At 66.3% G+C, this 25,167-nt stretch carries 29 protein-coding genes; 15 read left to right on the top strand and 14 right to left on the bottom strand.

The features are described from left to right. The first annotated feature begins 153 nt into the window (after positions 1–153). From AC1DZY_RS14630 to AC1DZY_RS14620, 3 genes are all read left to right on the top strand, one after another. Entirely contained in the window at positions 154–1,392 is a 1,239-nt protein-coding gene (locus AC1DZY_RS14630) for an ABC transporter substrate-binding protein (RefSeq protein WP_476820850.1), read from the top strand. 182 nt (positions 1,393–1,574) lie between these two features. Continuing rightward, positions 1,575–2,444, top strand: a complete 870-nt coding sequence (locus AC1DZY_RS14625) for a carbohydrate ABC transporter permease (protein ID WP_476820849.1) — start codon at positions 1,575–1,577, stop codon at positions 2,442–2,444. Further along, complete coding sequence (locus tag AC1DZY_RS14620; RefSeq protein ID WP_476820848.1) at positions 2,441–3,244, top strand: carbohydrate ABC transporter permease; 804 nt, start codon at positions 2,441–2,443, stop codon at positions 3,242–3,244. Before AC1DZY_RS14625 ends, AC1DZY_RS14620 begins: the two co-directional genes overlap by 4 nt. A gap of 45 nt (positions 3,245–3,289) precedes the next feature. Here the strand turns inward: AC1DZY_RS14620 and AC1DZY_RS14615 are convergent, their stop codons facing one another. After that, positions 3,290–3,592 (bottom strand): hypothetical protein, encoded by a 303-nt coding sequence (locus AC1DZY_RS14615; protein ID WP_476820847.1) that lies wholly within the window; start codon positions 3,590–3,592, stop codon positions 3,290–3,292. Between the two features lie 132 nt (positions 3,593–3,724). Further along, on the bottom strand, positions 3,725–4,531 hold the full coding sequence (locus tag AC1DZY_RS14610) for a DUF2189 domain-containing protein (protein WP_476820846.1): 807 nt from the start codon (positions 4,529–4,531) through the stop codon (positions 3,725–3,727). A 219-nt stretch (positions 4,532–4,750) separates the two neighbouring features. On the opposite strand from AC1DZY_RS14610, the gene ligA reads away from it, so the two are divergent. After that, a complete protein-coding gene (gene ligA, locus AC1DZY_RS14605) occupies positions 4,751–6,901 on the top strand; it encodes an NAD-dependent DNA ligase LigA (protein WP_476820845.1) in 2,151 nt (716 codons plus the stop codon). A 31-nt stretch (positions 6,902–6,932) separates the two neighbouring features. Here the strand turns inward: ligA and AC1DZY_RS14600 are convergent, their stop codons facing one another. After that, positions 6,933–7,202 (bottom strand): hypothetical protein, encoded by a 270-nt coding sequence (locus AC1DZY_RS14600; protein ID WP_476820844.1) that lies wholly within the window; start codon positions 7,200–7,202, stop codon positions 6,933–6,935. 171 nt (positions 7,203–7,373) lie between these two features. On the opposite strand from AC1DZY_RS14600, the gene AC1DZY_RS14595 reads away from it, so the two are divergent. Genes AC1DZY_RS14595 through AC1DZY_RS14580 form a run of 4 tightly spaced genes read left to right on the top strand, consistent with a single transcriptional unit; the run spans position 7,374 to position 10,252 of the window. Then, entirely contained in the window at positions 7,374–8,237 is an 864-nt protein-coding gene (locus tag AC1DZY_RS14595) for a helix-turn-helix domain-containing protein (RefSeq protein WP_476820843.1), read from the top strand. Between the two features lie 14 nt (positions 8,238–8,251). After that, positions 8,252–8,965, top strand: a complete 714-nt coding sequence (locus AC1DZY_RS14590) for an AzlC family ABC transporter permease (RefSeq protein ID WP_476820842.1) — start codon at positions 8,252–8,254, stop codon at positions 8,963–8,965. Continuing rightward, positions 8,962–9,261, top strand: coding sequence for an AzlD family protein (locus tag AC1DZY_RS14585; RefSeq protein ID WP_476820841.1), 300 nt, complete (start codon positions 8,962–8,964; stop codon positions 9,259–9,261). Before AC1DZY_RS14590 ends, AC1DZY_RS14585 begins: the two co-directional genes overlap by 4 nt. A gap of 28 nt (positions 9,262–9,289) precedes the next feature. After that, positions 9,290–10,252: a PLP-dependent cysteine synthase family protein gene (locus AC1DZY_RS14580; protein ID WP_476820840.1), complete on the top strand. Its 963-nt coding sequence runs from the start codon at positions 9,290–9,292 to the stop codon at positions 10,250–10,252. A 7-nt stretch (positions 10,253–10,259) separates the two neighbouring features. Here AC1DZY_RS14580 and AC1DZY_RS14575 read toward each other — a convergent pair whose 3' ends face one another. Next, a complete protein-coding gene (locus tag AC1DZY_RS14575) occupies positions 10,260–12,110 on the bottom strand; it encodes an aminopeptidase P family protein (RefSeq protein ID WP_476820839.1) in 1,851 nt (616 codons plus the stop codon). A 302-nt stretch (positions 12,111–12,412) separates the two neighbouring features. Between AC1DZY_RS14575 and AC1DZY_RS14570 the strand changes: the two genes are divergently transcribed. Both AC1DZY_RS14570 and AC1DZY_RS14565 read left to right on the top strand, forming a co-directional pair. After that, on the top strand, positions 12,413–12,658 hold the full coding sequence (locus tag AC1DZY_RS14570; protein ID WP_476820838.1) for a hypothetical protein: 246 nt from the start codon (positions 12,413–12,415) through the stop codon (positions 12,656–12,658). Positions 12,659–12,721: 63 nt separating this feature from the next. Next, positions 12,722–12,850, top strand: a complete 129-nt coding sequence (locus tag AC1DZY_RS14565) for a hypothetical protein (RefSeq protein WP_476820837.1) — start codon at positions 12,722–12,724, stop codon at positions 12,848–12,850. A gap of 71 nt (positions 12,851–12,921) precedes the next feature. Here the strand turns inward: AC1DZY_RS14565 and AC1DZY_RS14560 are convergent, their stop codons facing one another. Both AC1DZY_RS14560 and AC1DZY_RS14555 read right to left on the bottom strand, forming a co-directional pair. Further along, positions 12,922–13,869: a 50S ribosomal protein L11 methyltransferase gene (locus AC1DZY_RS14560; RefSeq protein WP_476820836.1), complete on the bottom strand. Its 948-nt coding sequence runs from the start codon at positions 13,867–13,869 to the stop codon at positions 12,922–12,924. Between the two features lie 151 nt (positions 13,870–14,020). Next, positions 14,021–14,776 carry an SDR family oxidoreductase gene (locus AC1DZY_RS14555; protein ID WP_476820835.1) on the bottom strand — a complete coding sequence of 252 codons (756 nt, stop codon included), beginning with the start codon at positions 14,774–14,776 and terminating at the stop codon, positions 14,021–14,023. A gap of 118 nt (positions 14,777–14,894) precedes the next feature. On the opposite strand from AC1DZY_RS14555, the gene AC1DZY_RS14550 reads away from it, so the two are divergent. Then, entirely contained in the window at positions 14,895–15,314 is a 420-nt protein-coding gene (locus AC1DZY_RS14550) for a winged helix-turn-helix transcriptional regulator (protein WP_476820834.1), read from the top strand. Between the two features lie 150 nt (positions 15,315–15,464). On the opposite strand, the gene AC1DZY_RS14545 is transcribed toward AC1DZY_RS14550, so the two are convergent. From AC1DZY_RS14545 to AC1DZY_RS14530, 4 genes are all read right to left on the bottom strand, one after another. Beyond that, positions 15,465–15,761 (bottom strand): type II toxin-antitoxin system HicB family antitoxin, encoded by a 297-nt coding sequence (locus tag AC1DZY_RS14545; protein WP_476820833.1) that lies wholly within the window; start codon positions 15,759–15,761, stop codon positions 15,465–15,467. Position 15,762: 1 nt separating this feature from the next. Continuing rightward, the gene (locus AC1DZY_RS14540) at positions 15,763–16,059 is read right to left on the bottom strand and encodes a type II toxin-antitoxin system HicB family antitoxin (RefSeq protein ID WP_476820832.1); all 297 of its coding nucleotides are present in this window, start codon (positions 16,057–16,059) and stop codon (positions 15,763–15,765) included. 12 nt (positions 16,060–16,071) lie between these two features. Next, positions 16,072–16,266, bottom strand: coding sequence for a type II toxin-antitoxin system HicA family toxin (locus AC1DZY_RS14535; protein ID WP_476820831.1), 195 nt, complete (start codon positions 16,264–16,266; stop codon positions 16,072–16,074). Positions 16,267–16,391: 125 nt separating this feature from the next. Continuing rightward, complete coding sequence (locus AC1DZY_RS14530) at positions 16,392–18,767, bottom strand: ATP-dependent helicase (protein WP_476820830.1); 2,376 nt, start codon at positions 18,765–18,767, stop codon at positions 16,392–16,394. A gap of 163 nt (positions 18,768–18,930) precedes the next feature. Between AC1DZY_RS14530 and AC1DZY_RS14525 the strand changes: the two genes are divergently transcribed. Continuing rightward, positions 18,931–19,278: a hypothetical protein gene (locus AC1DZY_RS14525; RefSeq protein ID WP_476820829.1), complete on the top strand. Its 348-nt coding sequence runs from the start codon at positions 18,931–18,933 to the stop codon at positions 19,276–19,278. Between the two features lie 195 nt (positions 19,279–19,473). On the opposite strand, the gene msrA is transcribed toward AC1DZY_RS14525, so the two are convergent. From msrA to AC1DZY_RS14510, 3 genes are all read right to left on the bottom strand, one after another. Beyond that, positions 19,474–20,136 (bottom strand): peptide-methionine (S)-S-oxide reductase MsrA, encoded by a 663-nt coding sequence (msrA, locus tag AC1DZY_RS14520; protein ID WP_476820828.1) that lies wholly within the window; start codon positions 20,134–20,136, stop codon positions 19,474–19,476. Further along, positions 20,133–20,582: a peptide-methionine (R)-S-oxide reductase MsrB gene (gene msrB / locus AC1DZY_RS14515; protein ID WP_476820956.1), complete on the bottom strand. Its 450-nt coding sequence runs from the start codon at positions 20,580–20,582 to the stop codon at positions 20,133–20,135. Before msrB ends, msrA begins: the two co-directional genes overlap by 4 nt. Before the next feature lie 128 nt (positions 20,583–20,710). Beyond that, the gene (locus tag AC1DZY_RS14510) at positions 20,711–21,787 is read right to left on the bottom strand and encodes a tartrate dehydrogenase (protein WP_476820827.1); all 1,077 of its coding nucleotides are present in this window, start codon (positions 21,785–21,787) and stop codon (positions 20,711–20,713) included. A gap of 110 nt (positions 21,788–21,897) precedes the next feature. Between AC1DZY_RS14510 and AC1DZY_RS14505 the strand changes: the two genes are divergently transcribed. From AC1DZY_RS14505 to AC1DZY_RS14495, 3 genes are all read left to right on the top strand, one after another. After that, entirely contained in the window at positions 21,898–22,863 is a 966-nt protein-coding gene (locus AC1DZY_RS14505; RefSeq protein WP_476820826.1) for a tripartite tricarboxylate transporter substrate-binding protein, read from the top strand. A 73-nt stretch (positions 22,864–22,936) separates the two neighbouring features. After that, a complete protein-coding gene (locus tag AC1DZY_RS14500; protein WP_476820825.1) occupies positions 22,937–24,187 on the top strand; it encodes a BtaA family protein in 1,251 nt (416 codons plus the stop codon). 44 nt (positions 24,188–24,231) lie between these two features. Beyond that, positions 24,232–24,849, top strand: a complete 618-nt coding sequence (locus AC1DZY_RS14495; protein ID WP_476820955.1) for a class I SAM-dependent methyltransferase — start codon at positions 24,232–24,234, stop codon at positions 24,847–24,849. A gap of 19 nt (positions 24,850–24,868) precedes the next feature. Here AC1DZY_RS14495 and AC1DZY_RS14490 read toward each other — a convergent pair whose 3' ends face one another. Continuing rightward, on the bottom strand, positions 24,869–25,150 hold the full coding sequence (locus AC1DZY_RS14490) for a DUF427 domain-containing protein (RefSeq protein WP_476820824.1): 282 nt from the start codon (positions 25,148–25,150) through the stop codon (positions 24,869–24,871). Between the last annotated feature and the right edge of the window lie 17 nt (positions 25,151–25,167).

Raw genomic sequence — 25,167 nt, 5'->3', positions numbered from 1 at the left:
CCGTATGAGTGGTGCGTCACGGCTGGCGCGACCCTTGTCGAACCGCGCTTGCCGGCAAAAGTTCCCAAACCGTCGCGTGGCTGTCGCACAGCCACTTCACTTGCCCCCGATGCGCGCCGGGCCTACGCTCGGCAAAAATCGGGGAAACGTCCAATGAACATCGTCAGGAAGGCGGCTTGCGCCGCGCTGTTGCTCGTCGCCTGCGCCATGCCGGCGCTCGCGCAGGACCGGCTCGTCATCGCCGGCCGCGATGCGGGTTTCGCGCCCGCGCTGGCGAAGATGGTCGAGCTCTACCAGGCCAAGAATCCGGGCGTTAAGATCGAGCGTCTCGAACTCCCCGGCGGCCCGCTTTATGAGCGCCTCGCCATCGGCGCGCGCGAGAAGACGGCTGCGACCGATGTCGCCATGCTCGACGATATCTGGGCGCCCGAGTTCATGTCGCGCGGCTGGCTGACCGATCTCGATACGGTCGGCGGCCTGCCCGGCACCTTCGTCAAATCGGCGATCGACGTGTCGCGCTTTCCGGTCGGCAGCGGCAAGCTCTATGCCGCGCCCTTCGTCGGCAACATCGCGATGTTCGCCTACCGCAAGGACCTTCTCGCCAAATACGGCTTCGACCGGCCTAAGACCTGGAGCGACGTGCTCAAGGCCGCGCAGACGATCCAGGCGAAGGAGGAGGGCGTCTCCGGCCTCGTCTTCCGCGGCCTGAAGGGCAACCCGATCGTCACCTCGTTCCTGCCGGTGCTGTGGGCGAATGGCGGGCAGGTCGTCGACGACGCCGGCAAGGCCGTCCTCGACACGCCGGAATCGCTGAAGGCGCTGACGCAGTTCCTGTCGTTCAAGGCGCTCGCGCCCAAGGGCGTCGAAACCTACAACGCGACCGAACTGCGCGATGCCGTGCATCAGGGCCGCGCCGCCATCGCCGTCGAGATGTGGTCGTCCTGGGCCGGCTCGCTCGATGACGGCAAGGTCTCGAAGGTTGCGGGCCAGGTCGAGGTCGTCGCTTCGCCCGGCGAGGTCAAGGGTCCTGCGCCGATGCTGGGCGCCTGGCTGCTGGCGATCCCGGCGGATTCGCCCAACAAGGCGCGCGCCGCCGATTTCATCCGCTTCGTGACGAGCCCCGAGAGCCAGAAGCTGATCGCGCTGGAGACCGGCAATCCGCCGACGCTGGTCTCGCTCTTCACCGACAAGGATCTGGTGGCGAAATATCGCTGGTATCCGGCCCAGCTCGAGGCGCTGAACCTCGCCCAGGCCCGCCCGCGCATCTCGCAATGGGCCCGAGTCGAAACGATCCTCGGCGACTATCTCCAGCTCGCCCTGATCGGCCAGATGCAGCCGCAGCAGGCGCTGACCGAGGCGAATGCGCAGATCGCGCGGGCGCTGGCGCGCTGAACGGCTCTGTCTTGACGCTGGTTTCGGGTTTTCACACGAGAACCACCCCGTCATCCCGGGCTTGACCCGGGATCCATCATAAGGCTCGACGGCGCTTCATGATGGATCCCGGATCTCCGCTTCGCTGCGTCCGGGATGACGGCGTGAGTTGGGATGGATCGAGCTAGACTGCTGACGTGCCCATGATCGCGCATCGCCGCCTGTTGCCCTGGCTCCTGCTCGCGCCGGCCTTCCTGCTGCTGGCGGGGCTGACTTTCTACCCGCTGGGCCGGACGCTGGCGCTCGCCTTCTTTGCGACCGATTACGGCTTTGCCGGCGCGACCTTCGTCGGGCTGGAAAACTTTTACGATCTCGCCGGCGACCGCTTCTTCAGGCAGGCGATCGTCAACACCATCGTGTTCACGCTTGCTTCGACCGCCATCGAGGTAGCGGTCGGGCTGGGTCTCGCTTTGCTGCTCGACCGCGCGTTTGCCGGGCGCGGCCTCGTGATGACGCTGTTGCTCGCGCCCTTCGTGCTCTCGACCATGGTCGTGACCGCGATCTGGCGAGCGTGGTTCCATTTCGATCTCGGCTATCTCAACAATGTGCTGCGCTCGCTTGGCCTCACGCCGGTGGCATGGCTGTTCGACCCGGGGCTGGCGCTGTGGTCGATCGTGCTGGTCGATGTCTGGCAGAGCGCGCCCTTCTGCTTCCTGCTGATCCTGGCTGGCCTCAGGCTGATCCCGCGCGATGTCTACGAGGCGGCGCGGATCGACGGGGCAGGGCCGTGGCGTCGCTTTCGCGACATGACGCTGCCGCTGTTGGCGCCCTATCTCTTCATCGCGGCGCTGCTGCGTTGCGTCGACAGCTTCAAGCTGTTCGACAAGGTTTATGCGATGACTGGCGGCGGACCGGGCAACGCGACGGAGACGGTCTCGCTCTTCGTCTACCGGCAGGGTTTCCGTTTCTTCGATATCGGCATGGCCTCGGCCGCCGCCGTGGTGATGATCGTCGTCGCGGGCGGACTCGCGCTGGTCTATGCCGCCGCGATGCTGCGCGGGGCCGGGCGATGATCCGCGTCGCCGCCGCCTGCGCCATCGCGTTCGTCTCGCTGATTCCGCTGCTCTGGATGATTGCGACCTCGTTCAAGCCGCCGCTCGAATATGTCTCGACCTCGACGGCGCTGTGGCCGCACGCGCCGACGCTGGAGCATTATCGCGGACTGCTGCAGACCGGCGCGTGGCGGCTTGGCGTCAACAGCATCGTGGTCGCGATCGGCACGGTCGTGTTGGCGCTGGCGGCGGCTTTGCCCGCGGCTTATGCGCTCGTGCGGCTGTCGCTGCCCCGCAAGCTCGATCTCGTCTTTCTCGGCTTCGTGCTGGTGATCAAGCTCGCGCCGCCGATCGCGCTGGCGATCCCGCTCTACCAGTCGCTGCGCGCGCTCGGCCTGATCGACACGCTGGCTGGGCTCGTCCTGGTCAACCAGATCTACGCGCTGCCCTTCGCGATCTGGATGCTGCTGGGCTTCGTGCGCGACGTACCGGTCGCCTTCGAGGAGGCCGCGATGATGGACGGGGCCGGCTTCCTCAAGCGCATGATCGACATCGTCGTGCCGCTGCTGATGCCCGGCCTCGTCGCGACCGCCGTCTTCGTGGCGATCATGAGCTGGAACGAGTTCCTGTTCGCGCTGCTCTTCGTGCAGACGCCGTCGAACTTCACCCTGCCAGCCTATATCGCGACGCTGATCACCGAGGACGAGACCCTGTGGGGCAAGCTCAGCGCAATCGGCCTCCTGGCCTCGCTGCCGGTTCTCGCCGCGATCGGGCTGGTGCGGCGCGGCCTGCTGCGCGAGGTCCATATCGACCAGCATTGAAGGGGCCGGATCGCTCCGGCCCCGTTGCGAAGTGTGAGACGCCGTTCAGCGGCAGCGGCTGACCGGGCGCTCGACATAGCCGAGGCCAGGCACGAAGCGGGTGCGCAGGACCGTGTAGCAGCCGCCATAGAAGCCCGAATAGGCCGAGCGATAGCCCCAGCCGCGATGGCCGAAATGACGGCCGGGATGCCGAAAACCGTGGCCGAAATGGCCATGATGGCCGTGGCCGCCATGCCAGCCGGGCGCGGCTTCAGCCGAGGTCGAGGTGGCGAGCGAGCCGCCGAGCAGGGCGCCGGCGCCGAGAACGAAGGCCGTGGCGATGCCGGCGACTGTGGTGCGGATGGACATGATCGATCTCCCTTGGGTTCGGTTGAGGGGCTGCCTCATGCAGCCCCATGCCGATTGGTCGCGGGAGACAGCGATCAGGTTCAAAGGCGCCGAAGATTTTTTCGGTGCGACGTATTTATTCGCGCCCGCCCGTCATTGGACGATCTTGCGGTAGAGATGCCAGGTCGCGTGGCCGAGCACCGGCATGACCACGACGAGGCCGACCAGCAGCGGCAGGCAGCCGAGCACCAGCAGCCCAGTGACCATCAGGCCCCAGATCATCATGACGCGCGGGTTGGCCTCCACGGCCGCCACCGAGGTCTTGATCGCTGTCGCCGCGTCGACATGCCGGTCGATGATCAGCGGGAAGGAGACCACCGAGATCGCGAAGGCGGCGATGGCGAAGAGCAGGCCGACCGAGTTGCCGACCACGATCATCACCCAGCCGTCGAAGGTCGTCAGCACGGCGCGCAGGAAGTCCGGCGTCGAGACGTTGGCGTCGAGGCCAAGCAGGCCGCGATAGATGAACCAGGCCGAAAACAGCCAGACGACGAACAGGCCGGTCAGCATGCCGCCGAGCAGCGCGATCTGGCCGATCGAGCGCGATCTGAGCACGGCGAAGGCATGGCCCCAGGACGTGTCCATGCCGCGCTCACGCCGTCGGCTGATCTCGTAGAGACCGATCGCGGCGAAGGGCCCGAGCAGCGCGAAGCCGCCGAGCAGCGGGAACAGCAGAGGGAAGATGTTGAAGGTCACCGTCAGCTGAGCCAGCAGCACGCCCACGACCGGATAGATCAGCGCGATGAAGACGAGATGGCTCGGCTTGGCCTTGAAGTCCTCCCAGCCGAGCCTGAGCGCGTCGCGAAGGTCGTGGGTGGTGATGGTGCGTATGCTCGGCGTGGCCTGCGTGGCGGCGTTATGCAGGCCGGCATTGCTCATGATGCCGTCGACGTTTGCCATGGCGTATCTCCCGGTTGCGGCCCGGTTCGCCCTGCGCAGTTGACGCGATCCTTGGGTCAACGGCCTTGAGGCGTCGAGCTTCCAATTCCCAGCCTGGATACTATACGCGCGAAACGGCGTTTTGTCGCATGCCGGCCAAACACGAAAATGAGACGCGGCGGTGAACGCAGGCATGCTCCTGCCCTTTCTCGTCACGGCCATCTCGCCTAATAAATCCGCATGAGCGAGACCGACGACACCTCCATAGACAAGTTGACGCCGCGCAAGGCCAGGGCGGAGCATACCGTGCTCGCCGCCGAGATCGCGCAGGCGGATCTCGCCTATCACCAGGACGACGCGCCGATCCTGGACGATGCGACTTATGACGCGAAGCGCCGCCGGCTGGTTGCGATCGAGGAGGCGTTCCCCGCGCTGAAGGAGGCGGATGCCGTCACCGACAAGGTCGGCGCGAAGCCATCCTCTAAATTCGCCAAGATCCGGCACCGCGTGCCGATGCTCTCGCTCGGCAATGCGTTTTCCGACGAGGATGTCGCCGATTTCGCCCGGCGCGTCAGGAGTTTCCTCGGCCGCAAGCCGGAGGAGGGCATCGCCTTCACGGCCGAACCCAAGATCGACGGGCTCTCGCTTTCGCTGCGCTACGAGAAGGGCGCGCTCGTCCATGCCGCGACGCGCGGCGATGGCGAGGAGGGCGAGGATGTCACGGCGAACGCCCGCACCATCTCCGAAATCCCGCATGAACTCGCAGGCGACGACGTGCCCGAGGTCGCCGAGGTGCGCGGCGAGGTCTATCTGCGCCATGACGATTTCGCAGGTATCAACGAGCGCCAGCGTGAGAAGGGGCTGCCCGAATTCGCCAATCCGCGCAACGCGGCGGCGGGTTCGCTGCGCCAGCTCGACGTCTCGATCACGGCGGCGCGGCCGCTGCGCTTCTTCGCCTATGCCTGGGGCGAGATGCCGGTGCTGCCGGCGCAGACGCAATCGGGCGTGGTTCAGGCGTTCAAGCGCTGGGGTTTCCGCACCAACCCGCTGATGGTCCGCTGCGAAAGCGTCGAGGAGCTTCTGGCGCATTACCGCCTGATAGAAAGCCAGCGCGCGACGCTCGGCTACGATATCGACGGCGTGGTCTACAAGGTCGACGATCTCGGTCTTCAGGCGCGGCTGGGTTTCGTCTCGCGCGCGCCGCGCTGGGCCATCGCGCATAAATTCCCGGCCGAACTGGCGACGACGGTGCTGGAGAAGATCGAGATACAGGTTGGGCGAACGGGTGCGCTGTCGCCCGTCGCGCGGCTTCGCCCGGTCACGGTCGGCGGCGTCGTCGTCACCAATGCGACGCTGCACAATGAGGACTATATCCGCGGCTTCGATTCGAAGGGGCTGCCCATCAGGGATGGTTCCGACATCCGCGAAGGCGACACGGTCACGGTGAAGCGGGCCGGCGACGTGATTCCGCGCGTGCAATCCGTCGATCTCGCGAAGCGGCCAGTCGATTCACAGCCTTATGTTTTCCCGACGCTCTGCCCGGCCTGCGGCAGCCATGCGACGCGCGAACTCAATCCACGCTCCGGCAAGGAGGACGCGATAAGGCGCTGCACCGGCGGGTTGATCTGCCCGGCGCAGGCCGTCGAGCGGCTGAAGCATTTCGTCGCGCGCGACGCGCTCGACATCGACGGGCTGGGGGACAAGCAGATCGAGTTCTTTCACGCCGACCCCGATTTGCCGGTGAAGGAGCCGGCAGACATCTTCACGCTGGCTGCGCGCGACGGGGCCAATCTGAAGAAGCTCAAGGACAAGGAGGGTTTTGGGGCGCAGAGCGTGGCGAAGCTGTTCGCCGCGATCGAAGACAGGCGAACCCCACCGCTCAACCGCTTTATCTTCGGGCTCGGCATCCGCCATATCGGCGAGACCAATGCACGCCTGCTGGCGCGGCATTATGGCTCTTTTGAAGCCCTGCGCGCGGCGAGCATTGCCGCAGCGGACGAAAGCTCGGCCGAGAGGCAGGAGCTTGATGCGATCGACGGTGTCGGGCCGACCGTAGTCGAGGCGCTGATGCAGTTTTTCGCCGAGGCCCATAACGAGGAACTACTCGACCGGCTGCTGACGCAGGTGACGCCGCAGCCGCTGGAGGCGGTCGCCTCGGTCAGCCCGGTCGCCGGCAAGACCGTCGTTTTCACCGGGGCCTTGGAACAGATGACGCGCGACGAGGCCAAGGCGATGGCCGAACGGCTCGGCGCGAAAGTCGCCGGCTCGGTCTCCTCGAAAACCGACCTGCTGGTCGCCGGGCCCGGAGCGGGGTCTAAGCTCAAGGACGCCGCCAAGCATGGCGTCGAGGTCATCGACGAGGCCGGGTGGTTCGACCTCGTCGGACGCTAAGGCAGGCCGTCTACGGGCCCGGTGTCAGCCATCAACGACGGTGATGGCGCCTGTGGCGATTGCGGTGCGGAAGCCCGGTCCTCTGCGGAATGCCGACGACACCCTTGACGCCGCCCACGACGCCGCCGGCAACGCCGCCGACCACAGCGCCCGCCGCGCCGCCGACCGGGCCGGCTGCCCGGTTGCCGATGTCTGCTCCCTGGGCCGCGCCACGCGGCACGCCCTGCGCATTGGCTGCCATCGGAAGTGCGAAGATGGCCAATGCCGCAGCACCGGCGAGTGCAAGAGATTTGATCGTCATGATGATGTGTCCGTTTGCATCGGTCGAAACGCCATCGTCAGTGCGCTCGACCTTCGGCTATGAAAACCGGCGTCCCGGCGGTTTGTTCCGGCAAACGGGTTGTGCTCGTGTGATCGTCGCCATCACTTTTCTTCAAGACACGAGCCGGCGCTTCCGCTCTATCCTGCCGCCATGGACGCGATCGCCCAGGCTGAAACACTGAAGCTCGAACCGCTTGCCGCCGGCGAGCGGGCGAAGCTGTTTCCGGCGGCGCGCTTTGACGGGCTGGATTGCCTGTCCGCGACCTTCCGCAGCCATACCTACGCCCCCCATCGCCATGAGAGCTATGTCGCCGGCGTGATCGAGGCCGGGTGCGAGACTTTTCACGTGCGCGGCGTCCGCCATTATGCCCGGCCCGGACAGATCGCCTTCGTCAATCCGCTGGAGACCCATGACGGCGAACCCCATGGCGCGGGCTACAGCTATCGGATGACCTATCCGGGCGTCGGGCTGATGCGGGAAGTCGCCGGTTCGCTTAGCGGTCGCGACACGGCCGCGACGCCGTTCTTCCCGGCGCCTCTGGTCGAGGACGCCGAGGGCGCGGCGCTGTTTGCCGCCGCCCATCGCGTGATCGAACAGGGCGTCGACGCACTCGCCGGCGAGCAGATGCTGCTTGGCTTTTATGCCCGCTGCCTCGCCCGGCATGCCAACTGGGCGGTCGTCCCGCTCGGGGGCGAAGCCGGGCCCGTCGCTCTGGCGCGGCAGGTCTTCGAGCAGCGCTTCGAGGAGGATATCTCGCTGGCCGATCTGTCGCGGCTGACAGGGGTGCCGCGACACCATCTGATCCGGGCCTTCCGGGCTGAGACCGGGCTGACGCCGCATGCCTATCTCGTCGATGTCCGGATCAGGCGCGCGCGCGACCGGCTGCGGCTGGGCGAGGCGCCATGCGAGGTGGCCGCCGCCACGGGCTTCTGCGACCAGGCGCATCTGACGCGGGCCTTCAAGGCGCGCTACGGCGTCACGCCCGGCGTCTTCCGCGCCGCGCATCTCTCCTGACGGATCAGCCCATCATGAACCCGGTTCTCGCGGATGCCCGCAAGGGGCTTGCCGACATCGTGCCCGCTGCGATCGCGGCGGCGCCGTTTGGCCTGCTGTTCGGCGCGCTCGCCTCGGCGAAGGGCCTGTCGGTGCTCGAGGTTTTCCTGATGGGCATCTTCGTCTTCGCGGGCGGCGCGCAATTCGCGGCGATCGAGATCTGGATCATGCCCGCGCCGGTCGTCGCGCTGGTGTTCTCGACGCTGCTGATCAATTCGCGCCATGTGCTGATGAGTGCGTCGATCGTGCCCAAGCTCGACGGTTTCAGCCCCACGCAGAAGTTCTTCGGGCTCTACTACATGGCCGACGAGAACTGGGCGATGGCGGAGAAACGCGCGCGCGAGCACACGATCACGCCGGCCTACTGGTTCGGGCTGATCGCGTGCCTGATCCCGACCTGGCTGATCATGACGACGCTGGGCGCCGTGATCGGCCCGGCGCTTGGCGATCCGCGCCGCTTTGGGGCGGATTTCGCCTTTACCGCGATCTTCATCGCGCTCGTCGCCTCGCTCTGGCAGGGTCGTGTCACCGGCTGGACGGTCGCCGCTTCGGGTATCGCCTCGGCCCTGACCTACCGCCTGATCGGTGCGCCCTGGCATGTGCTCGCCGGTGCGGTGTTTGGCTTGGCGGCGGCCTGGCTTGCGGCAGGCCGTGAGAGCGGGACGGCCAGTGAGGAGAGGGCGACATGACCTTCGACACGCTCAACCTCCTCGCCATTCTCGGCATGGCGATCGTCACCTGCGCCACGCGCCTCGCCGGGCTTGCGCTGGCGGGCCGGCTCGATCTGTCGCCACGGGCACAGGCCGCCTTCGACGCCATTCCGCCGGCGGTGCTGATCGCGGTGATCGCGCCGAGCGCGCTCGCGACCGGCTGGGCCGAGACGGGGGCGGCGCTGCTGACGGCCCTTGCTGCAACGCGGCTGCCGGTGCTGGGCGTCGTCGCCGTCGGCGTCGCGAGCGTCGTATGCTTCCGGCTGCTGCTCTAAAGTCGGATCCGCCCGGCTGGAGACTGACATGAGCGCCATCCTGAATTCGGTTGTCGATGCGATCGGCGGAACTCCACTCGTCCGGCTCGATCGGATGACGCGGCAGGCGGGCGTCGAAGGCACCATCCTGGCCAAGCTGGAATATCTCAATCCCGGCTTCTCGAAGAAGGATCGGGCCGCGCTCGGCATCATCGACGAGGCTGAACGTGACGGCTCGTTGAGCCCCGGCCAGACCGTCGTCGAACTCACATCCGGCAATATGGGCACGGGTCTCGCGATCGTCTGTGCCAACCGGGGCTACCCGTTCGTCGCCGTGATGTCGAAGGGCAATTCGGAGGAACGCGCGCGGATGATGCGCGCGCTGGGGGCGGAAGTGATCCTCGTCGATCAACTGCCGGATTCGATGCCGGGACAGGTCTCGGGCGGCGATCTGGCGCTCGTCGATCAGGAGGCGACGCGCATCGCGCGGGAGCGCGGGGCCTTTCGCGCCGATCAGTTCAACCGGGCCGGCAACTGGCTTTCCCATTACCGGACGACCGGGCCGGAGCTGTGGGAGGCGAGCGCGGGCGCCATCGACGTCTTCGTCGATTTCATCGGTTCGGGCGGCAGCTATGCCGGCGTCGCCAAGGCCCTGAAGGAGCGCGATCCGCTGGTGCGATGTTTCGTGGTCGAACCGACCGGGGCGGCGGCGGCCGCAGGCGAGCCCGTCACGCAAGCCGAGCATCCGATCCAGGGCGGGGGCTACGCCATCCGCGATCTCGCGTTCCTGGGGGGTGTCGAGGTCGATGGCTATCTGCGCGTGTCCGGGCAGGAGGCGCGCGACGCGACGCGGCTGTTGGCGCGCTGCGAGGGCATTTTTGGCGGTTTTTCAGCCGGCGCCAATGTCGCTGCCGCGCTTCAGCTGCTCGCCGGCGCGGAGGCCGGAAAGACCATCGCCGTGCTGATCTGCGACTCTGGCCTGAAATATCTCTCGACCGATCTCTGGGACTGACGCTGGCTTATAAAGGCAGGCACGCCTTCTCCAGCCACGCCTTCGCCTCGCCCTCGACCAGGGCTGCGAGATTGCTCCAGACCTGGGCGTGATAGGCGTTGATCCAGGCGATCTCGCCTTCGTCGAGCAGTCTGAGGTCGATCAGCGCGCGCTCATAGGGGCACCAGGTGATCGTCTCGAAACCGTAGATCGTCCGGTCGCCACCGGGGATGACGCGCTCCTCGACCACGATCAGGTTCTCGATGCGGATGCCGTATTCGCCCTGCTTGTAGTAGCCGGGCTCGTTGGAGAGGATCATGCCGGGTTCGAGCGGCGTGGTGCCGAGCTTGGAGAGCCGCTGCGGCCCCTCATGCACCGAGAGATAGCTGCCGACGCCATGGCCGGTGCCATGGTCGAAATCCAGCCCCGCCTGCCAGAGCGGCAGCCGCGCCAGGGCATCGAGTTGCGCGCCCGAGGTGCCCTTGACGAAGACGACGCGCGAGATCGCGAGATGGCCCTTGAGCACGCGGGTGTAGCGGTCGCGCATCTCGTCGGTCGGCTCGCCGACGGCCATGGTGCGGGTGATGTCGGTGGTGCCGTCCTCGTATTGGCCACCTGAATCGACCAGGAAGATGCCGGCCTCGATCTTGCGGTTGCTGGCATCGGTGACGCGATAATGCGGCAAGGCGGCGTTGGGGCCGGCGCCCGCGATCGTCGTGAACGAGATGTCCTTCAGCTGCCCGGTCTTCAGGCGCTCGGCTTCGAGCGCGGCGACCGCGTCGATCTCGGTCAGGCCGCCCTTGGGGGCCTCGCGGGCGAGCCAGGTCAGGAAGCGCACGATCGCCGCGCCATCGCGCAGATGCGCGTCGCGCGTGCCCTTCAGCTCGGCCTCGTTCTTGCGCGCCTTCATCAGCGCGATCGGGTCCGCGCCCGCATCGGGCGTGCCGCCGGCGGCGCTGATCAGGCTTGCGAGTGCCGATGCCGCGGTCGCCGAATCCAGCCTCACCTTGGCTCCGGCCGCTCCGAGCGCCCTGAGCTGGGTTTCCAGCGCGGCGGGCGGGGCGATCTCGCCGACCGCGCCGATGGCGTCGCCTGCTTCGTTGGTGATCTTCTCCGGCACGAGGAAGACGGTCGGGCGGCCCTCGCGCGGCACGATGGCGTAACCCAGCGGCAGCGGCGTGTGCTCGACATCGCCGCCGCGGATGTTGAAAGTCCAGGCCAGCGCATGCGGGTCGGAGACCACCAGCGCATCGACCTTCGCCTTGCTCAGCGCCTCCTGGATGCGGGCGAGCTTGCCTGCGGTGTCCTCGCCGGCGAAATCAGCGCGATGCGCCTTGACCGGGGCTGTCGGCGGGGCGGGGCGGTCGGCCCAGATCGCGTCGACCGGATTTTTCGCGACGGCCACGAGGGTGCCGCCGGCCGTTGCCACGGCCTTCTCCAGCCTGGCGACGCCGTCGACCGTATGCAGCCAGGGATCGTAGCCGAGCCGGGCGCCGGCTGGCAGGTTCGCCTCGATCCAGCGTTCGAGCGGCGTCTCTTCCATTTTGGTTGGCGTGACGATGCCGGCGTCGGTCTGCGCGGCAGACTGGATGGTGTAGCGGCCATCGACGATCAGCGCCGCCTTGCCGGCGAGCACGATGGCGCTGCCGGCCGAGCCGGTGAAGCCGGTCAGCCAGGCGAGGCGGGCCATATGGGCGGGGACGTATTCGCCCTGATGCTCGTCGGCACGGGGCACGATGAAGCCGTCCAGCCCCTGCGCGGCGAGCGCCCTGCGCAAGGCCGCGATCCGCGGCGCGACCTGCGCCGGGTTGCTCGGCTCGGAGAAGGACTGGAAGCGGCAGGCGGGGGCAGGCGATCTAGAGGCAGGCGATGAGGTCATGATCGGTCCAGGCTGGGCGAATTGGCGCATCGTTGCGCCTGCGCGATTCGAAGGCCAGCGCAAAAGCGGAATTTGGCCCTGCTTTCCGCGCAGGCTGGCGCGGCCTCCGTTTTGGGCTCGTTGCCTCATTGCTATGCGATAAACGCAAACGTTAACGAAATGAAACGGATTGCATGCGTTTCATGCATATCTCGCACCTGCAAAAACATCTTCTCGCAAGTGCGAAAAGACCCCACTTTAGTCGCATAAGAGAACGAGGAAGCGACCGGGACTGTCCTTCGTTTGAATGAGGAGATGGACCTGTGACTTATCTGCTGAACAACACCGCCTCACTGCTGGCTTCGGAAGCCGCTGTGAAAACCACCGTCAAGACCAGCGAAACGACGTTCTTCCAGCGGCTCTACGTCGCCATACTGGAAAGCCGCCGCCGCTCCGCGCTGCGCGAATTGCGGGCCCGCTCCTACCTCGTCAACGAGGCGGAGATCGTGCTCGGCGGTTTCCCGCATACCGAACTGAGCAAAGACGCCGCGCTGCCGTTCAATCGCTGATCGCTCTCACCCGGATTTCGCGCGCAGCCACGCGCCGCGCCGCACAGCCCTAGGACAATCGTCATGATCGCCATCGTCAAGCACATCTACGACTGGGTCGCCGACACCGCCAAGTTCACCTCCGCCGTCTGGCACGACGCCCGCTCGATGCAGGCCGAGGCGGAAGCCAAGTACGGCCCAATCGGCTTCTGATACGGAGGCTGCGCTCCTACGCCATGCCGGCCGCCTGACGCAGGATCGCAGCCGCCGGCACTTCAATTTGCCTATCGAGGGCGGCGTGGTCTTGGGGCCGCGCCGCCTTTTTTCATGACCAGCGTGGCCCAGCCCTCGCGCAGCGACCGGCGGGCGAGATAAAGCCCCTGATGCCGGTAGACCGAAACCACGCCGGCGACATCCATCGCCAGCAGGCCCGACAGGATCACCGTGCCGTCATCCGACAGGGCGCGCGCGATAGATGGAGCCAGCCGCTTCAGCGGCCCGGCCAGGATATTGGCGAACACGAGGTCGAAATGGCCCGGGCGGTTCGCCTTGGCGTGGCGCAGGCCCGGCGCAACATAGAGGTCGAGCCCGTGGGGAGCATGGTTGACGCGGGCGTTGTGCGCGGCGACCTCTACCGCGACCAGATCGATGTCGCCGGCGACGACCTTGCGTTTGATCTGCTTGGCCAGTGCCAGCGCGAGGATGCCGGTGCCGGTGCCGACATCGATGGCATGGCGCGGGCGGCGCTGCTTCAGTTCCGCGTCGAGCGCGAGCAGGCAACCTGCAGTCGTGCCGTGATGGCCGGTTCCGAAGGCGAGCGCGGCGGGAATCTCGATGCCGATATCGTTGATCCGCACCGCGTCCCGGTCATGCTCGCCATGGACGAGGACGCGGCCGGCGCGCACGGGCTTCAGCCCGTCGAGGCTGGCTGCGACCCAGTCCTGCTGGTTCACCGTCGTGAAGGGCGTGGTGTCGATGACCCCGCCGACGATGGGCCGCAGCATGTCGCGCACGGCGTCCTCGTCGGGATGAACAGCGAAATAGATCTCGACCTTCCACGGCGCGTTGAGCGAGAGGGTGGTGACGCCGCTCTCGATCTCGAAGGCCGAGATCGCGGTCTCCGTGGGGTCGAAGACCTCGCCCAGAAGCTCGGTCAGCGCGCGCGCTTTCTCCCCCGAGGTCGAGAGTTCGAGGACAGTCGCGACCGTCGATGGCAGGAGACCTTCACGCATGGCCTGCGATTAGCAGGCTCGCCGCCAGTTGTCATGGCCGGCGGCGATGGCCAGGGGCGTCGTGGTCGGACTTGACCCGACCATTTCGGAAGCCAGTGCCCTCTGGCCGGGAGATTCTCGGGGCAAGCCCGAGAATGACGACCGATCCCGGTCAGTGCAGGCTGTTCACCAGCGCGAAGACGGCGGGCAGATTGCCGGTTTCAGCCGCGAAGCGCAGCGGCCTGCAGGGCTCGACGATGACCTCCGAAGTGTCGGGCTGCGTTTCGAGGATCGTCATCACCTCCGCGATGAAGGCGGCCAGCGGCATGGCGCGCGGATCGACCGCCTGCTCGGGGCCGCGAAGCTCCGTCTGCACATAGGGCGGGGCGAGCTCGATCACCTGCGTTGCGGTATCCCTGAGTTGATGGCGCAGCGACATCGAGAAGGAATGCAGCGCTGCCTTGGTCGCGGAATAGGTCGGCGTGACCGCCAGCGGCACGAAGGCGAGGCCCGACGAGACGTTCATCACGGTGGCCTTCGGCTGCTTCAGCAGATGCGGCAGCAGCGTCGCCGTGAGCCGGATCGGACCAAGCAGGTTGGTGACGATGGTCTCCTCGGCGACCGCGAGATGCTCGGCGGCGACCGTCACGTCCTCGTCCTTCATGATGCCGGCATTGTTGATCAGCACGTTGAGCGCCGGAAAGCGCTCGACGGCGCTGCGGGCAAAGGCCTCGATGTCGGCCTTGTCCTGGACGTCGAGCAGCAGCGAGGCCATGCCGGGATTGGCCTGCGTGACCGCGTCGAGCAGCTTTTCGCGCCGGCCGGAGACGATGACCTGATTGCCCCTGGCGTGAAGCGCTTCGGCCAGCGCCCGGCCGATGCCGGACCCGCCGCCGGTGATGAGAATGGTGTTGCCTGTGATGTTCATCGCCCGTGTCCTTTCGCGATTGCGCCTGTCGTGGTTGCGCTGCACAGAGCTAGGCGCGATGCTCTCCTAACGAAAGAAGGCACCTGAAAGTTCTATAGGCACCAAAAGGAGAGTGTAGATGGGGACGATACGCGCCGCGGTCGCGGCGATGCAGGAGCAGGGCCGCCTGTCGCATCCCGAAATCAGCCCGGCCGTCGAGGCGCTGGTGCGCGATGTGATCGCGCAGGTCGCCGACAAATGGACCATGCTGATCCTGGAGGCGCTGGAAGAGCACGGCACGCTGCGCTTCACGCAGATCGGCCGGATCGTCGGCGGCATCAGCCAGAAGATGCTGACCAAAACCGTGCGCCAGATGGAATGCGACGGGCTGATCACCCGCACCGTCCATCCGGTGATCCCGCCCCATGTCGACTATGCGCTGACGGAACTCGGCAGCGAGCTCACGGCCGCGTTCTGCGGCGTCTGGGTCTGGGCGGAAACCTATTACGCGCAGGTGGAAAAGGCGCGGGCGGCGTTTCGGGCAAGGGATGGGCGGTGAGGGGACGGCCGTCGGTGCTGTAGAGCCATCATTCCGGGCGCAGCGAAGCGGAGACCCGGAATCCATCGCAAGGCACTACAGCGCTTTGTGATGGATTCCGGATCGCCGCCGCTTTCGCGGCTTGTCCGTAATGACGGAGAGGTTGGGGAGCTATTCTGCCGCCGGTTGAAGCGCGACATCCGGAGCCGGGATCAGCGCGATGGCATATTTCGCCATATCGGCGGCGATCTCGGGATCGGCCTTGAGTTCGCTCGGCGTGCGAGCCCGGGGAACCATTCGACCTTCGGCTTCGATGTCTTCAAACCAAAGCGCTACGGCTTCTGGCGCGTTAACGAGTGCTTCATCGAGCGTGTCGCCGGCCGAAAAGCAGCCGGGCAGATCAGGAAACCAGACGCCGACGGCGAAGTCGGGGCCTGCGTCCTCGATGATGGCGACGTAGTGGGTCAAATTACTCGGCGGCGAGGCGCACGGGTGCCGGCTCGAACGGAACTGCCATCAGGATCGCGTCTTGCGAGGCCTCCAGAAAATCGGGGTCGCGTCGCAATTCGTCTATGCTTCGTGGTTCGGGAAATTCCGAGGCGGTGTCTTCGGACCAGCTTTCGGCTGCAAACTCCAGAACCTCACGTGCTTGCTGAAACGCATCATCGAGCGTGTCTCCAGCGGTGAACACGCCCTTCACATCGGGAAACTGCACGCCGAAGCATGATGTTTCGTCCTTATGGACGACTGCAATGTAATGTCGCATGGCGACCTTTGCTCAGTCTCGTTCCCAACCAGCGTCCTTGTATATGCCATGGACAGTGCCGATGGGAATGTCCCGCTTGGGATGGACGACAATCGCCATGCGTTTGGTTGCTGCATGCACGAACTTGTGGTGGGAGCCCCGCACGGCCTTGAGTACGAACCCCTCTCGTTCGAGGCGGCGAATAATATCGCGGCTGTTCGTGAGCATCGGAACCTGCTGATTCGCATCTGACCCGATCCATATATCGTCAGAAGGCTTCAGCCTAAATGATGTTCCCGTTTTGTTTTGCGTGCTGTTTGAGTTGTCCCCGCACCTCACAAGAACTCAACGAGTCACCCCGCCTTCTGCACAAAACTATCCAGCACCATCTTCCGACCGGCCTTGTCGAAATCGACCGTCAGCTTGTTGCCGTCGACGCTGGCGACCGAGCCGGGGCCGAATTTGATGTGGAAGACGCGCGCGCCCGCGTCATAGGCCGATGAGCCCGAGGATTTGGCGGTGAGTTCGCCTTCGATCTGGACCGGGCCGCGCTTGACTACGCCAAAGCCGCCCGCGTTGAAGCCGCTGCGTCCGCCGCTGTCGGAGAAGCCTCCGCCGGAGGCTTTCGCCTTGTTCTCCTGCGCGCGCTGCCAGCCGGGCGTGTTGTAGCTGGAACCGAAGCTTTCCATGCGGTCGAAACGCGAGGCGCCATAGCCGCCCTGCGAGTAGTTGGAAGCCGCCTGGACGACCTCGACATGCTCCTCCGGCAGTTCGTCGATGAAGCGCGAGGGCAGGCTCGATTGCCAGAGGCCGTGAATCCGGCGGTTCGAGGCGAAATAAAGCTTCAGCCGCTTGCGGGCGCGGGTCAGGCCGACATGGGCGAGGCGGCGCTCTTCTTCGAGGCCCGCGCGGCCGCTCTCGTCGAGCGCGCGCTGGTTCGGAAACAGGCCCTCCTCCCAGCCGGGCAGGAAGACGGTGTCGAATTCCAGCCCTTTTGCGCCGTGGAGCGTCATGATCGACACGCGGGCGGCGTTTTCACCCGTGTCGGTGTCCATCACCAGCGAGACGTGTTCGAGGAAGGCCGGCAGGTCGGGGAATTCGTCGAGCGAGCGCACCAGCTCCTTCAGGTTTTCAAGCCGGCCGGCGGCGTCGGCCGAGCGGTCCTTCTGCCACATCTCGGTGTAGCCGCTTTCCTCCAGCACGAGTTCGGCGAGTTCGCCCTGCGGCATATGTTCAGCGCGCTGCGACCAGCGGGCGAAGGCCTGAACCAGTTCACGCAGGGTGGTGCGGGCCTTGGGCTTGAGCTCGTCGCTCTCGACCACCATGCGGGCCGATTGCAGCAGCGAGATTTGGCTGGCGCGGGCGTGGTTGTGCAGGATCTGGACGGTCGCGTCGCCGAGCCCGCGCTTGGGCTGGTTGACGATGCGCTCGAAGGCGAGATCGTCGGTTGGCGAGACCACACAGCGCAGATAGGCCATGGCGTCGCGGATTTCGGCGCGCTCGTAGAAACGCGGGCCGCCGATGACGCGATAGGGCACGCCGGTCTGGACGAAGCGCTCTTCCAGTTCGCGCATCTGCGCGGAAATGCGGACGAGCACGGCGATCTCGGCGAGGTTCTCGCCTCTCGACTGCATCGCCTCGATCTCGTCGGTGATGAGACGGGCTTCCTCCTGGCTGTCCCAGGCGCCGGTGATGGTGACCTTCTCGCCGGCGACGTCCTCGGTGCGCAGCGTCTTGCCGAGGCGGCCCTCGTTGCGCGCGATCAGCTTCGAGGCGGTGGCGAGAATGTGCCCGGTCGAGCGGTAGTTGCGCTCCAGCCGGACCACCGTGCTGCCTGGAAAATCATGCTCGAAGCGCAGGATGTTATCCACTTCCGCGCCGCGCCAGCCATAGATCGACTGGTCGTCGTCGCCGACGCAGGCGATGTTGCGCCGCCCTTGAGCGAGCAGCCTGAGCCAGAGATACTGGGCGGTGTTGGTGTCCTGATACTCGTCGACGAGGATGTAGCGGAAGCGCTCGTGATAAACGGCGAGCACGTCGGCATGCTCGCGAAACAGCGTCAGGCAGTGCAGCAGGAGATCGCCGAAATCGACGGCGTTCAGCGTCCTGAGCCTGTCCTGATAGGCGGCATAGAGCTTGCCGCCCTTGCCATGTGCGAAGACGCTGGCCTCGCCGGGTGGCACGTCCTTGGGGGAAAGCCCGCGGTTCTTCCACGAGTCGATGAAGCCCGCCAGCATGCGGCCGGGCCAGCGCTTCTCGTCGATGCCTTCGGCCGCGATCACCTGCTTCATCAGACGGATCTGGTCGTCGGTGTCGAGGATGGTGAAATCGGAGCGCAGATCAAGCAGTTCGGCGTGGCGGCGCAGGATCTTGGCCGAGATCGAGTGGAAGGTGCCGAGCCACGGCATGCCCTCGGCGACCGGGCCGACAAGATGGGCGATGCGCTCCTTCATCTCGCGGGCGGCCTTGTTGGTGAAGGTCACCGACAGAATCTGCGAGGGGTAGGCGCGGTTGGTCGCTATCAGATGCGCGATGCGGGTGGTGAGCACGCGGGTCTTGCCGGTGCCGGCGCCGGCCAGAACCAGCACGGGCCCGTCCGTCGCCTCGACAGCCTGACGCTGCTCCGGGTTCAGGCCCGAGAGATATCCCGCTGAAGGCTGCGCCGCCGCGCGCGCGGCAAGGCCGCCGGGGCGGGGCAGGGGAGCGGAGGTGGTGCTGTGGTCGGACAAGAGGCGCTACGTTCGATCGTGATTCGTTCTCGTCGCAATATAGGGCGTCGGACAGCAGATTGCGCGTCGTTCGGCGCGACTTGTCCAGTGGGATTGTGGTGTCTTGCCCCCTGACGCATGGTGAGGCCGTCCGCGACGATGCGGGCGTCCAGCGGGTCTCGCCATGAATTTTCGCCACTACACACTGGTCGGTCTTTTCGGGATCGTCATGCCTGCGGTTGCGCTGGCCCAGCCCAGGCCCGCGCCGGACCCGCTGCGCGACTGCGAGAATCTCGCCATGGCCGACTCCAGGAGCGAGGGCGGCAGCCTCAAATCGATGAAGCTCGAGCGCGGCGACAGCCTGCATGAGAACCGTTTCGACCGGAAGGTCGGCAGCCAGTACGTCTCGTCGGAATACATCGCCTGGGCCGCGATCGAGGACGCTGCCGGCAAACGCCGGGCGCGCGTGGTCTGCCTGCACACCGGCACTGTCGGCAACAAGGCGGTCTATGTCATCGAGATTCCGAAATGACGCGCCAAAGCGCGTCGTCCCGGCGTCATGCTTGTTGATTGAGGTCGGAACCACTCGCCGTCATCCTGGGCGACCGAAGGTCGTACCGGGATCCATCATAGAGCACGAATGGTGCCTTACGATGGATCCCGGATCTGCGCCGCTGCGCGGCTTGTCCAGGATGACGCCGTGGTTTCGAGCAAAAAGCAGCGCTCTTCAGGAATGTGCGCCGCCGCCTGCTTCCGCGCCCCAGAGCTCATTCAGGCGCGAGTCGCGACCGCAGCTGCCGCGGTAGATTTTGTAGCGGATCGGGTTCTTCTGGTAATAATCCTGATGATAGTCCTCGGCCGGGTAGAACGCCGTCTGCGCCACGATCTCGGTGGTGATCTTCGTCTTGAAGCGGCCTGATTTCTCGATCTCGGCCTTCGAGGCCTCGGCGAGCTTCTTCTCGGCTTCCGAGCCGTAATAGATCCCGGCGCGGTACTGGTTGCCCTTGTCGCAGAACTGGCCGTTGGCGGTCAGCGGGTCGTGGTTGCGCCAGAACACATAGAGCAGCTTCTCATAGGACACCTTGGCCGGGTCGTAGACGATCTTCATCGCTTCGGTATGGCCGGTCTTGCCGGACGAAACCTCCTTGTAGGTCGGGTCCGTGGTGTTGCCCGCAGTGTAGCCGGAGGTCGTCGAGATCACGCCCGGCAACGCGTCGAAAGGCGGCTCCATGCACCAGAAGCAGCCGCCCGCGAAGACCGCCGTCGCGGTCGCCGCCGGGACGGGTTTCGCCTGCTGGGCGGGGGCCTGCCCGGAGAGACCAAACAGCGTGGCCGCGCCAAGCCCGAGGGCGAGGCCAAACGTCGCGAGAAGCGTCCGGCGCGTCGTCATGAAGCGCTCTCGCCGGTGGCCGGCTCGAAATCCATGACGACGCCGTTGATGCAGTAGCGCTGCCCGGTCGGGGGCGGGCCATCGGGAAAGACGTGGCCGAGATGGCCGCCGCAATTGGCGCAGTGAACCTCGGTGCGGGTCATGAAATGGCTGCGGTCCTCGGTGATGCCGACAGCGCCTTCGAGCGGCTGGTCGAAGCTCGGCCAGCCGGTGCCGCTCTCAAACTTCTTGCCCGACTTGAACAGCTTCTGCCCGCAGCCGACGCAGGAGAACGTGCCGGCGCGCTTCTCGTAGTTCAGCGCGCATGAGCCGGGGCGCTCGGTGCCGTGGCCGCGCAGCACGCGGTACTGCTCGGGCGTCAACTTCTCGCGCCATTGCGCATCGGTGAGTTCGAAGGGGAAGTGCTCCTCCGGCTTCTTCTCCTTGTCCGCGCCGAACATGCTCATCAGGCCCATTGCGCCCTCCCTTGCGTGATGCGGCCGAGCAGGCCGCGAACTCCAGTCCAGGGTGCAATATGGTACGATGCGCCGGGATTTTCAGCCTGCGGCGCGCTCAACTGCGTTCACGATCCTGTTCAGGCGTTGTCGCCGGCGATCGCGGCGATGACGGCGTCGGTGACCTGCCGTGTCGTCGCACTTCCGCCAAGGTCGGGCGTATGGAAGGCGGCATCTGCCGTGACGCGCTCGATCGCGCGCATCAGCCGGGCGGACGCTGCCGGCTCGCCGAGATGGTCGAGCATCATCGTCGCGGTCCAGAAGGTGCCGATCGGGTTGGCGATGCCCTTGCCGGCGATATCGAAGGCCGAACCATGGATCGGCTCGAACATCGAAGGGAAGGCGCGCTCGGGGTTGAGGTTTGCGGTCGGCGCGATGCCGAGAGAGCCGGCGAGCGCGGCGGCGAGATCCGAGAGGATGTCGGCGTGGAGGTTGGTCGCGACGACGGTGTCGATGCTGCCCGGCCTGATCACCATGCGCATGGTCATGGCGTCGACCAGCATCTTGTCCCAGGTCACGTCGGGGAATTCGGCCGCGACTTCGGCGGCGATCTCGTCCCACATCACCATCGCGTGGCGCTGGGCGTTCGATTTGGTCACGACGGTCAGCAGCTTGCGCGGCCGCGACCGCGCCAGCTTGAAGGCGTAGCGGATGATGCGGGCGACGCCGGCGCGCGTCATCATCGAGACGTCGGTCGCGACCTCCTCGGGGAAGCCCTTGTGGACGCGCCCGCCGACGCCGGCATATTCGCCCTCGGAGTTTTCGCGCACGATCACCCAGTCGAGCTCCGGGCCGGAGACCGAGCGCAACGGCGAGGTGATGCCGGGTAGCACCCGGGTCGGGCGGACATTGGCGTATTGGTCGAAGGGCTGGCAGATCGCGAGCCGCAGGCCCCAGAGCGTGACATGGTCGGGCACGTCGGGCGCGCCGACTGCGCCGAAGAAGATCGCGTCATGGCCCTTGATCTGCTCGCGGCCATCGTCCGGCATCATCAGCCCGGTGCGTTTGTAGTAGTCCGAGCCCCAGTCGAAATGGTCGAAGCGGAAACCGAAAGAGCCGTCGCGCGCGGCAAGCGCCTGCAGCACCTCGACGCCGGCCGCGATGACCTCGACGCCGATGCCATCGCCGGGAATGGCCGCGATAGAGTAGGTCTTCATCAAATCGATCTCCGGAGCATTGCCGTCAGGGCTGCGCCTGCTGCATCGTGGCGACGATACAAGATCGCCAGATCGCAACGAAAGCGACGGCCGCACAAGGGAGGATTTTCATGCAGCGCTTCATCATCGGGCTTCTTGCCGCCTTGGGGCTTGCCCTGCCGGCCATGGCCCAGACCTATCCCGCGCGTTCGATCACCATGATCGTGCCCTTCGCGGCGGGCGGTCCGACCGACGTCATCGCCCGGATCGTCTCCGACCATATGGGTCGCACGCTCGGACAGTCGGTCATCGTCGAGAACGTCGCGGGCGCGGGCGGCACCACCGGCTCGCTGCGGGTCTCGCGGGCGACGCCCGACGGCTACACCATCATGATGGGCAATCTCGGCACGCATTCGGCGTCGGTGGGCCTCTATCCCAACCTCGCCTATGATCCGCGCACCGATTTTGCGCCGGTGATGAACACCGCCGGCACGCCGATGCTGATCTCCGCGCATAAGGACTTCCCGGCCAACACGTTCCAGGAGTTCGTGGCGCTGCTGCAGGCTAATCCGGGCAAGTACAATTACGGACATGGCGGCATCGGCTCGACCTCGCATCTGACCTGCGTCTACTTCCACTATCTGATCAAGGCGCCGGTGCAGCAGGTGCCGTTCCGGGGCTCGGGCCCGGCGATGAACGCGCTTCTCGCCAAGCAACTCGACTATGTCTGCGACCAATCGGTCGGCATCGTGCCGCAACTCACCGCGCTGAAGACCTATGTCGTCGCCACGCCGAAGCGCCTCGATGTCGCCAAGGATGTGCCGACCAGCGCGGAGGGCGGCCTGCCGCAATTCCAGGCCGTCGGCTGGAACGCGATCTTCGCGCCGAAGGACACGCCGGCAGCCATCGTCGAGAAGCTGAACGCCGCCGGGCGCGCGGCCCTGGCCGACGCCAATGTCCGCGCCCGTCTTCTCGAACTCGGCTGTGACATCCCCGACGATGCCGGTCAGACCCCCGCCGCGCTAGGAGCCCATGTCCGCGCCGAAGTGGACAAATGGACCCCGGTGATCAAGGCGGCGGGCGTCACCGCGCAATAGCCGCGCGTCACCCAACCGTCACGCGACTCCTCTAGTCGGCTCGCCATCAAAGTGAGGCGACCAGGGGTTTGCCATGCAGAGCGCGCGCGCGGTCCGGCGAGAGACGACCTCGGGGCTGACCACGGCGGTCCATCGCAGCAAGCCGCTCTCGAAGGCGGGGGTGCTGGAGCGGATGTTCACGCTGGCCTTTTCGGGCCTCGTCTATCCGCAGATCTGGGAGGACCCGGTCGTCGACATGCAGGCGCTGGCGTTGAAGGGCGACGACCATGTCGTCGCGATCGCATCGGGCTCCTGCAACATCCTGTCATATCTGACTGGCGATCCTGCCAGGATCAGCGCGATCGACCTGAACGGAGCGCATATCGCGCTAGGGCGGCTAAAACTCGCAGCGCTCGCCCGGATGACCTCGCATGAGGATTTCCTGCGCTTTTTCGGGCAGGCGCAGTCGCACGAGAACGTGGCGTTCTACGACCACGAGATCGCGGCCCATCTCGACCCGGTCTCGCGGGCCTATTGGGAGGGGCGGGGCTTGGACGGGCGGCGGCGGATTGGCCTGTTCGCGCGCAATTTCTACCGCTACGGCCTGCTCGGCCGCTTCATCGGGGCAGGGCATCTGCTCGGCCGGGCGCTGGGCTGCGATCCGCGTGTCATGCTCAAGGCGCGCGACATGGCCGAACAGCGCGTGCTGTACGATCGCCATCTCGCCCCTGTCTTCGACAAGCGGCTGGTGCGCTGGCTGATACGCCAGCCGGCCTCGCTCTACGGGCTCGGCATCCCGCCGGCGCAGTACAAGGCGCTCGCGGCCGATGGCGATGACGGCATTCGCGGAGCGCTGCGCCAGCGGCTCGAGCGGCTGGCTTGCGGGTTCGATCTCAAGACCAATTATTTCGCGCGGCAGGCCTTCGGGCGCGGCTACGAACCGGGCTCCGACGAGGCGCTGCCGCCTTATCTGCAGCGCGGCAATTTCGCCGCCGTGAAGGCGCGCGCGGGCCGCGTCGCCTACCACCAGAGTGCGATCACCGCCTTTCTGGAGCGCCAGCCGGCCGAAAGCTGCGACGCCTATGTGCTGCTCGATGCGCAGGACTGGATGAACGATGCCGATCTGACGGCGCTGTGGTCGCAGATCACCCGCACCGCCCGGCCCGGCGCGCGCGTGATCTTCCGCACCGCCGCCGACGAAAGGCTGCTGCCCGGTCGTGTGCCATCGGCGATCCTCGATCTCTGGCGTTACGAGGAGGCCACCAGCCGGCAGCTCGGCGAGCAGGACCGCTCCTCGATCTATGGCGCCTTCCATCTTTACGTCCTGCCGGAGCGGGCCGCGTGAGCGCGACCATGCCAAGCGGCGAGGCCGCGGGCCTGATGGACGCGATGTACCGCCATCAGCGCCACATCTACGACGCCAGCCGCAAGTTCTACCTGCTGGGTCGCGACGAACTGATCGCGGGCCTTGCGCCGCCCGTGGGCGGGACAATCCTCGAAATCGGCTGCGGCACGGGGCGCAACCTGATCGAGATCGCGCAGGCCTATCCGGGCCGGCCCTGCTACGGGCTCGATGTCTCGGCCGAGATGCTGGCGACGGCGCGGGTAGCCGTGGAGAAGGCAGGTCTCGACAGGCGGATCGTGCTGCGGCAGGCGGATGCGACGGGCTTCGACCCGCAGGCGCTCTTCGACCGCGCGGGTTTCGACCGGATCGTAATCTCCTATGCGCTTTCGATGATCCCGCCCTGGCGCGCCGTCGTCGAGGAGGCGCTGCGGCGGCTTTCGCCGGGTGGGGCGCTGCATATCGTGGATTTCGGCGACCAGTCAGGTTTGCCCGCACCATTCAGGACAGTGCTGAACCGCTGGCTGGCGCTGTTCCACGTCACGCCGCGCGGCGATCTGGCGGCCGTGCTCGGCGAGGTCGCGCTGGCGGCAGGCGCACTCGATCGAACGACGCCGCTTTATCGCGGCTATGCGGTTCTGGCGACGCTGCGCCGGGCAGCCTGAAGCCTCGCCTGTTGCCGGCTCAGCCGACCTGCACGCCCTTCCAGAAGGCGATCCGGCCCTTGATGTTGGCGGCCGCCGACTTCGGATCGGCGTAATACCAGGCGGCGTCGCGGTTTTCCTTTCCGTCGACCACGACCGAATGATAATTCGCCGTGCCCTTCCACCCGCAGACGGAGGTGGTGTCGCTGGGCTTGAACAGCTCCGTCTTGATCGCGTCCGGCGGAAAATAGTGATTGCCTTCGACGACCACGGTGTCGTCCGATTGCGCGATGACGGCGCCGTTCCAAACTGCCTTGACCATGAGCTGTGTTCCGATCG

This window comes from Allobosea sp. P2_A10 (assembly GCF_056405115.1).
This window is presented reverse-complemented; position numbering and strand designations above follow the sequence as displayed.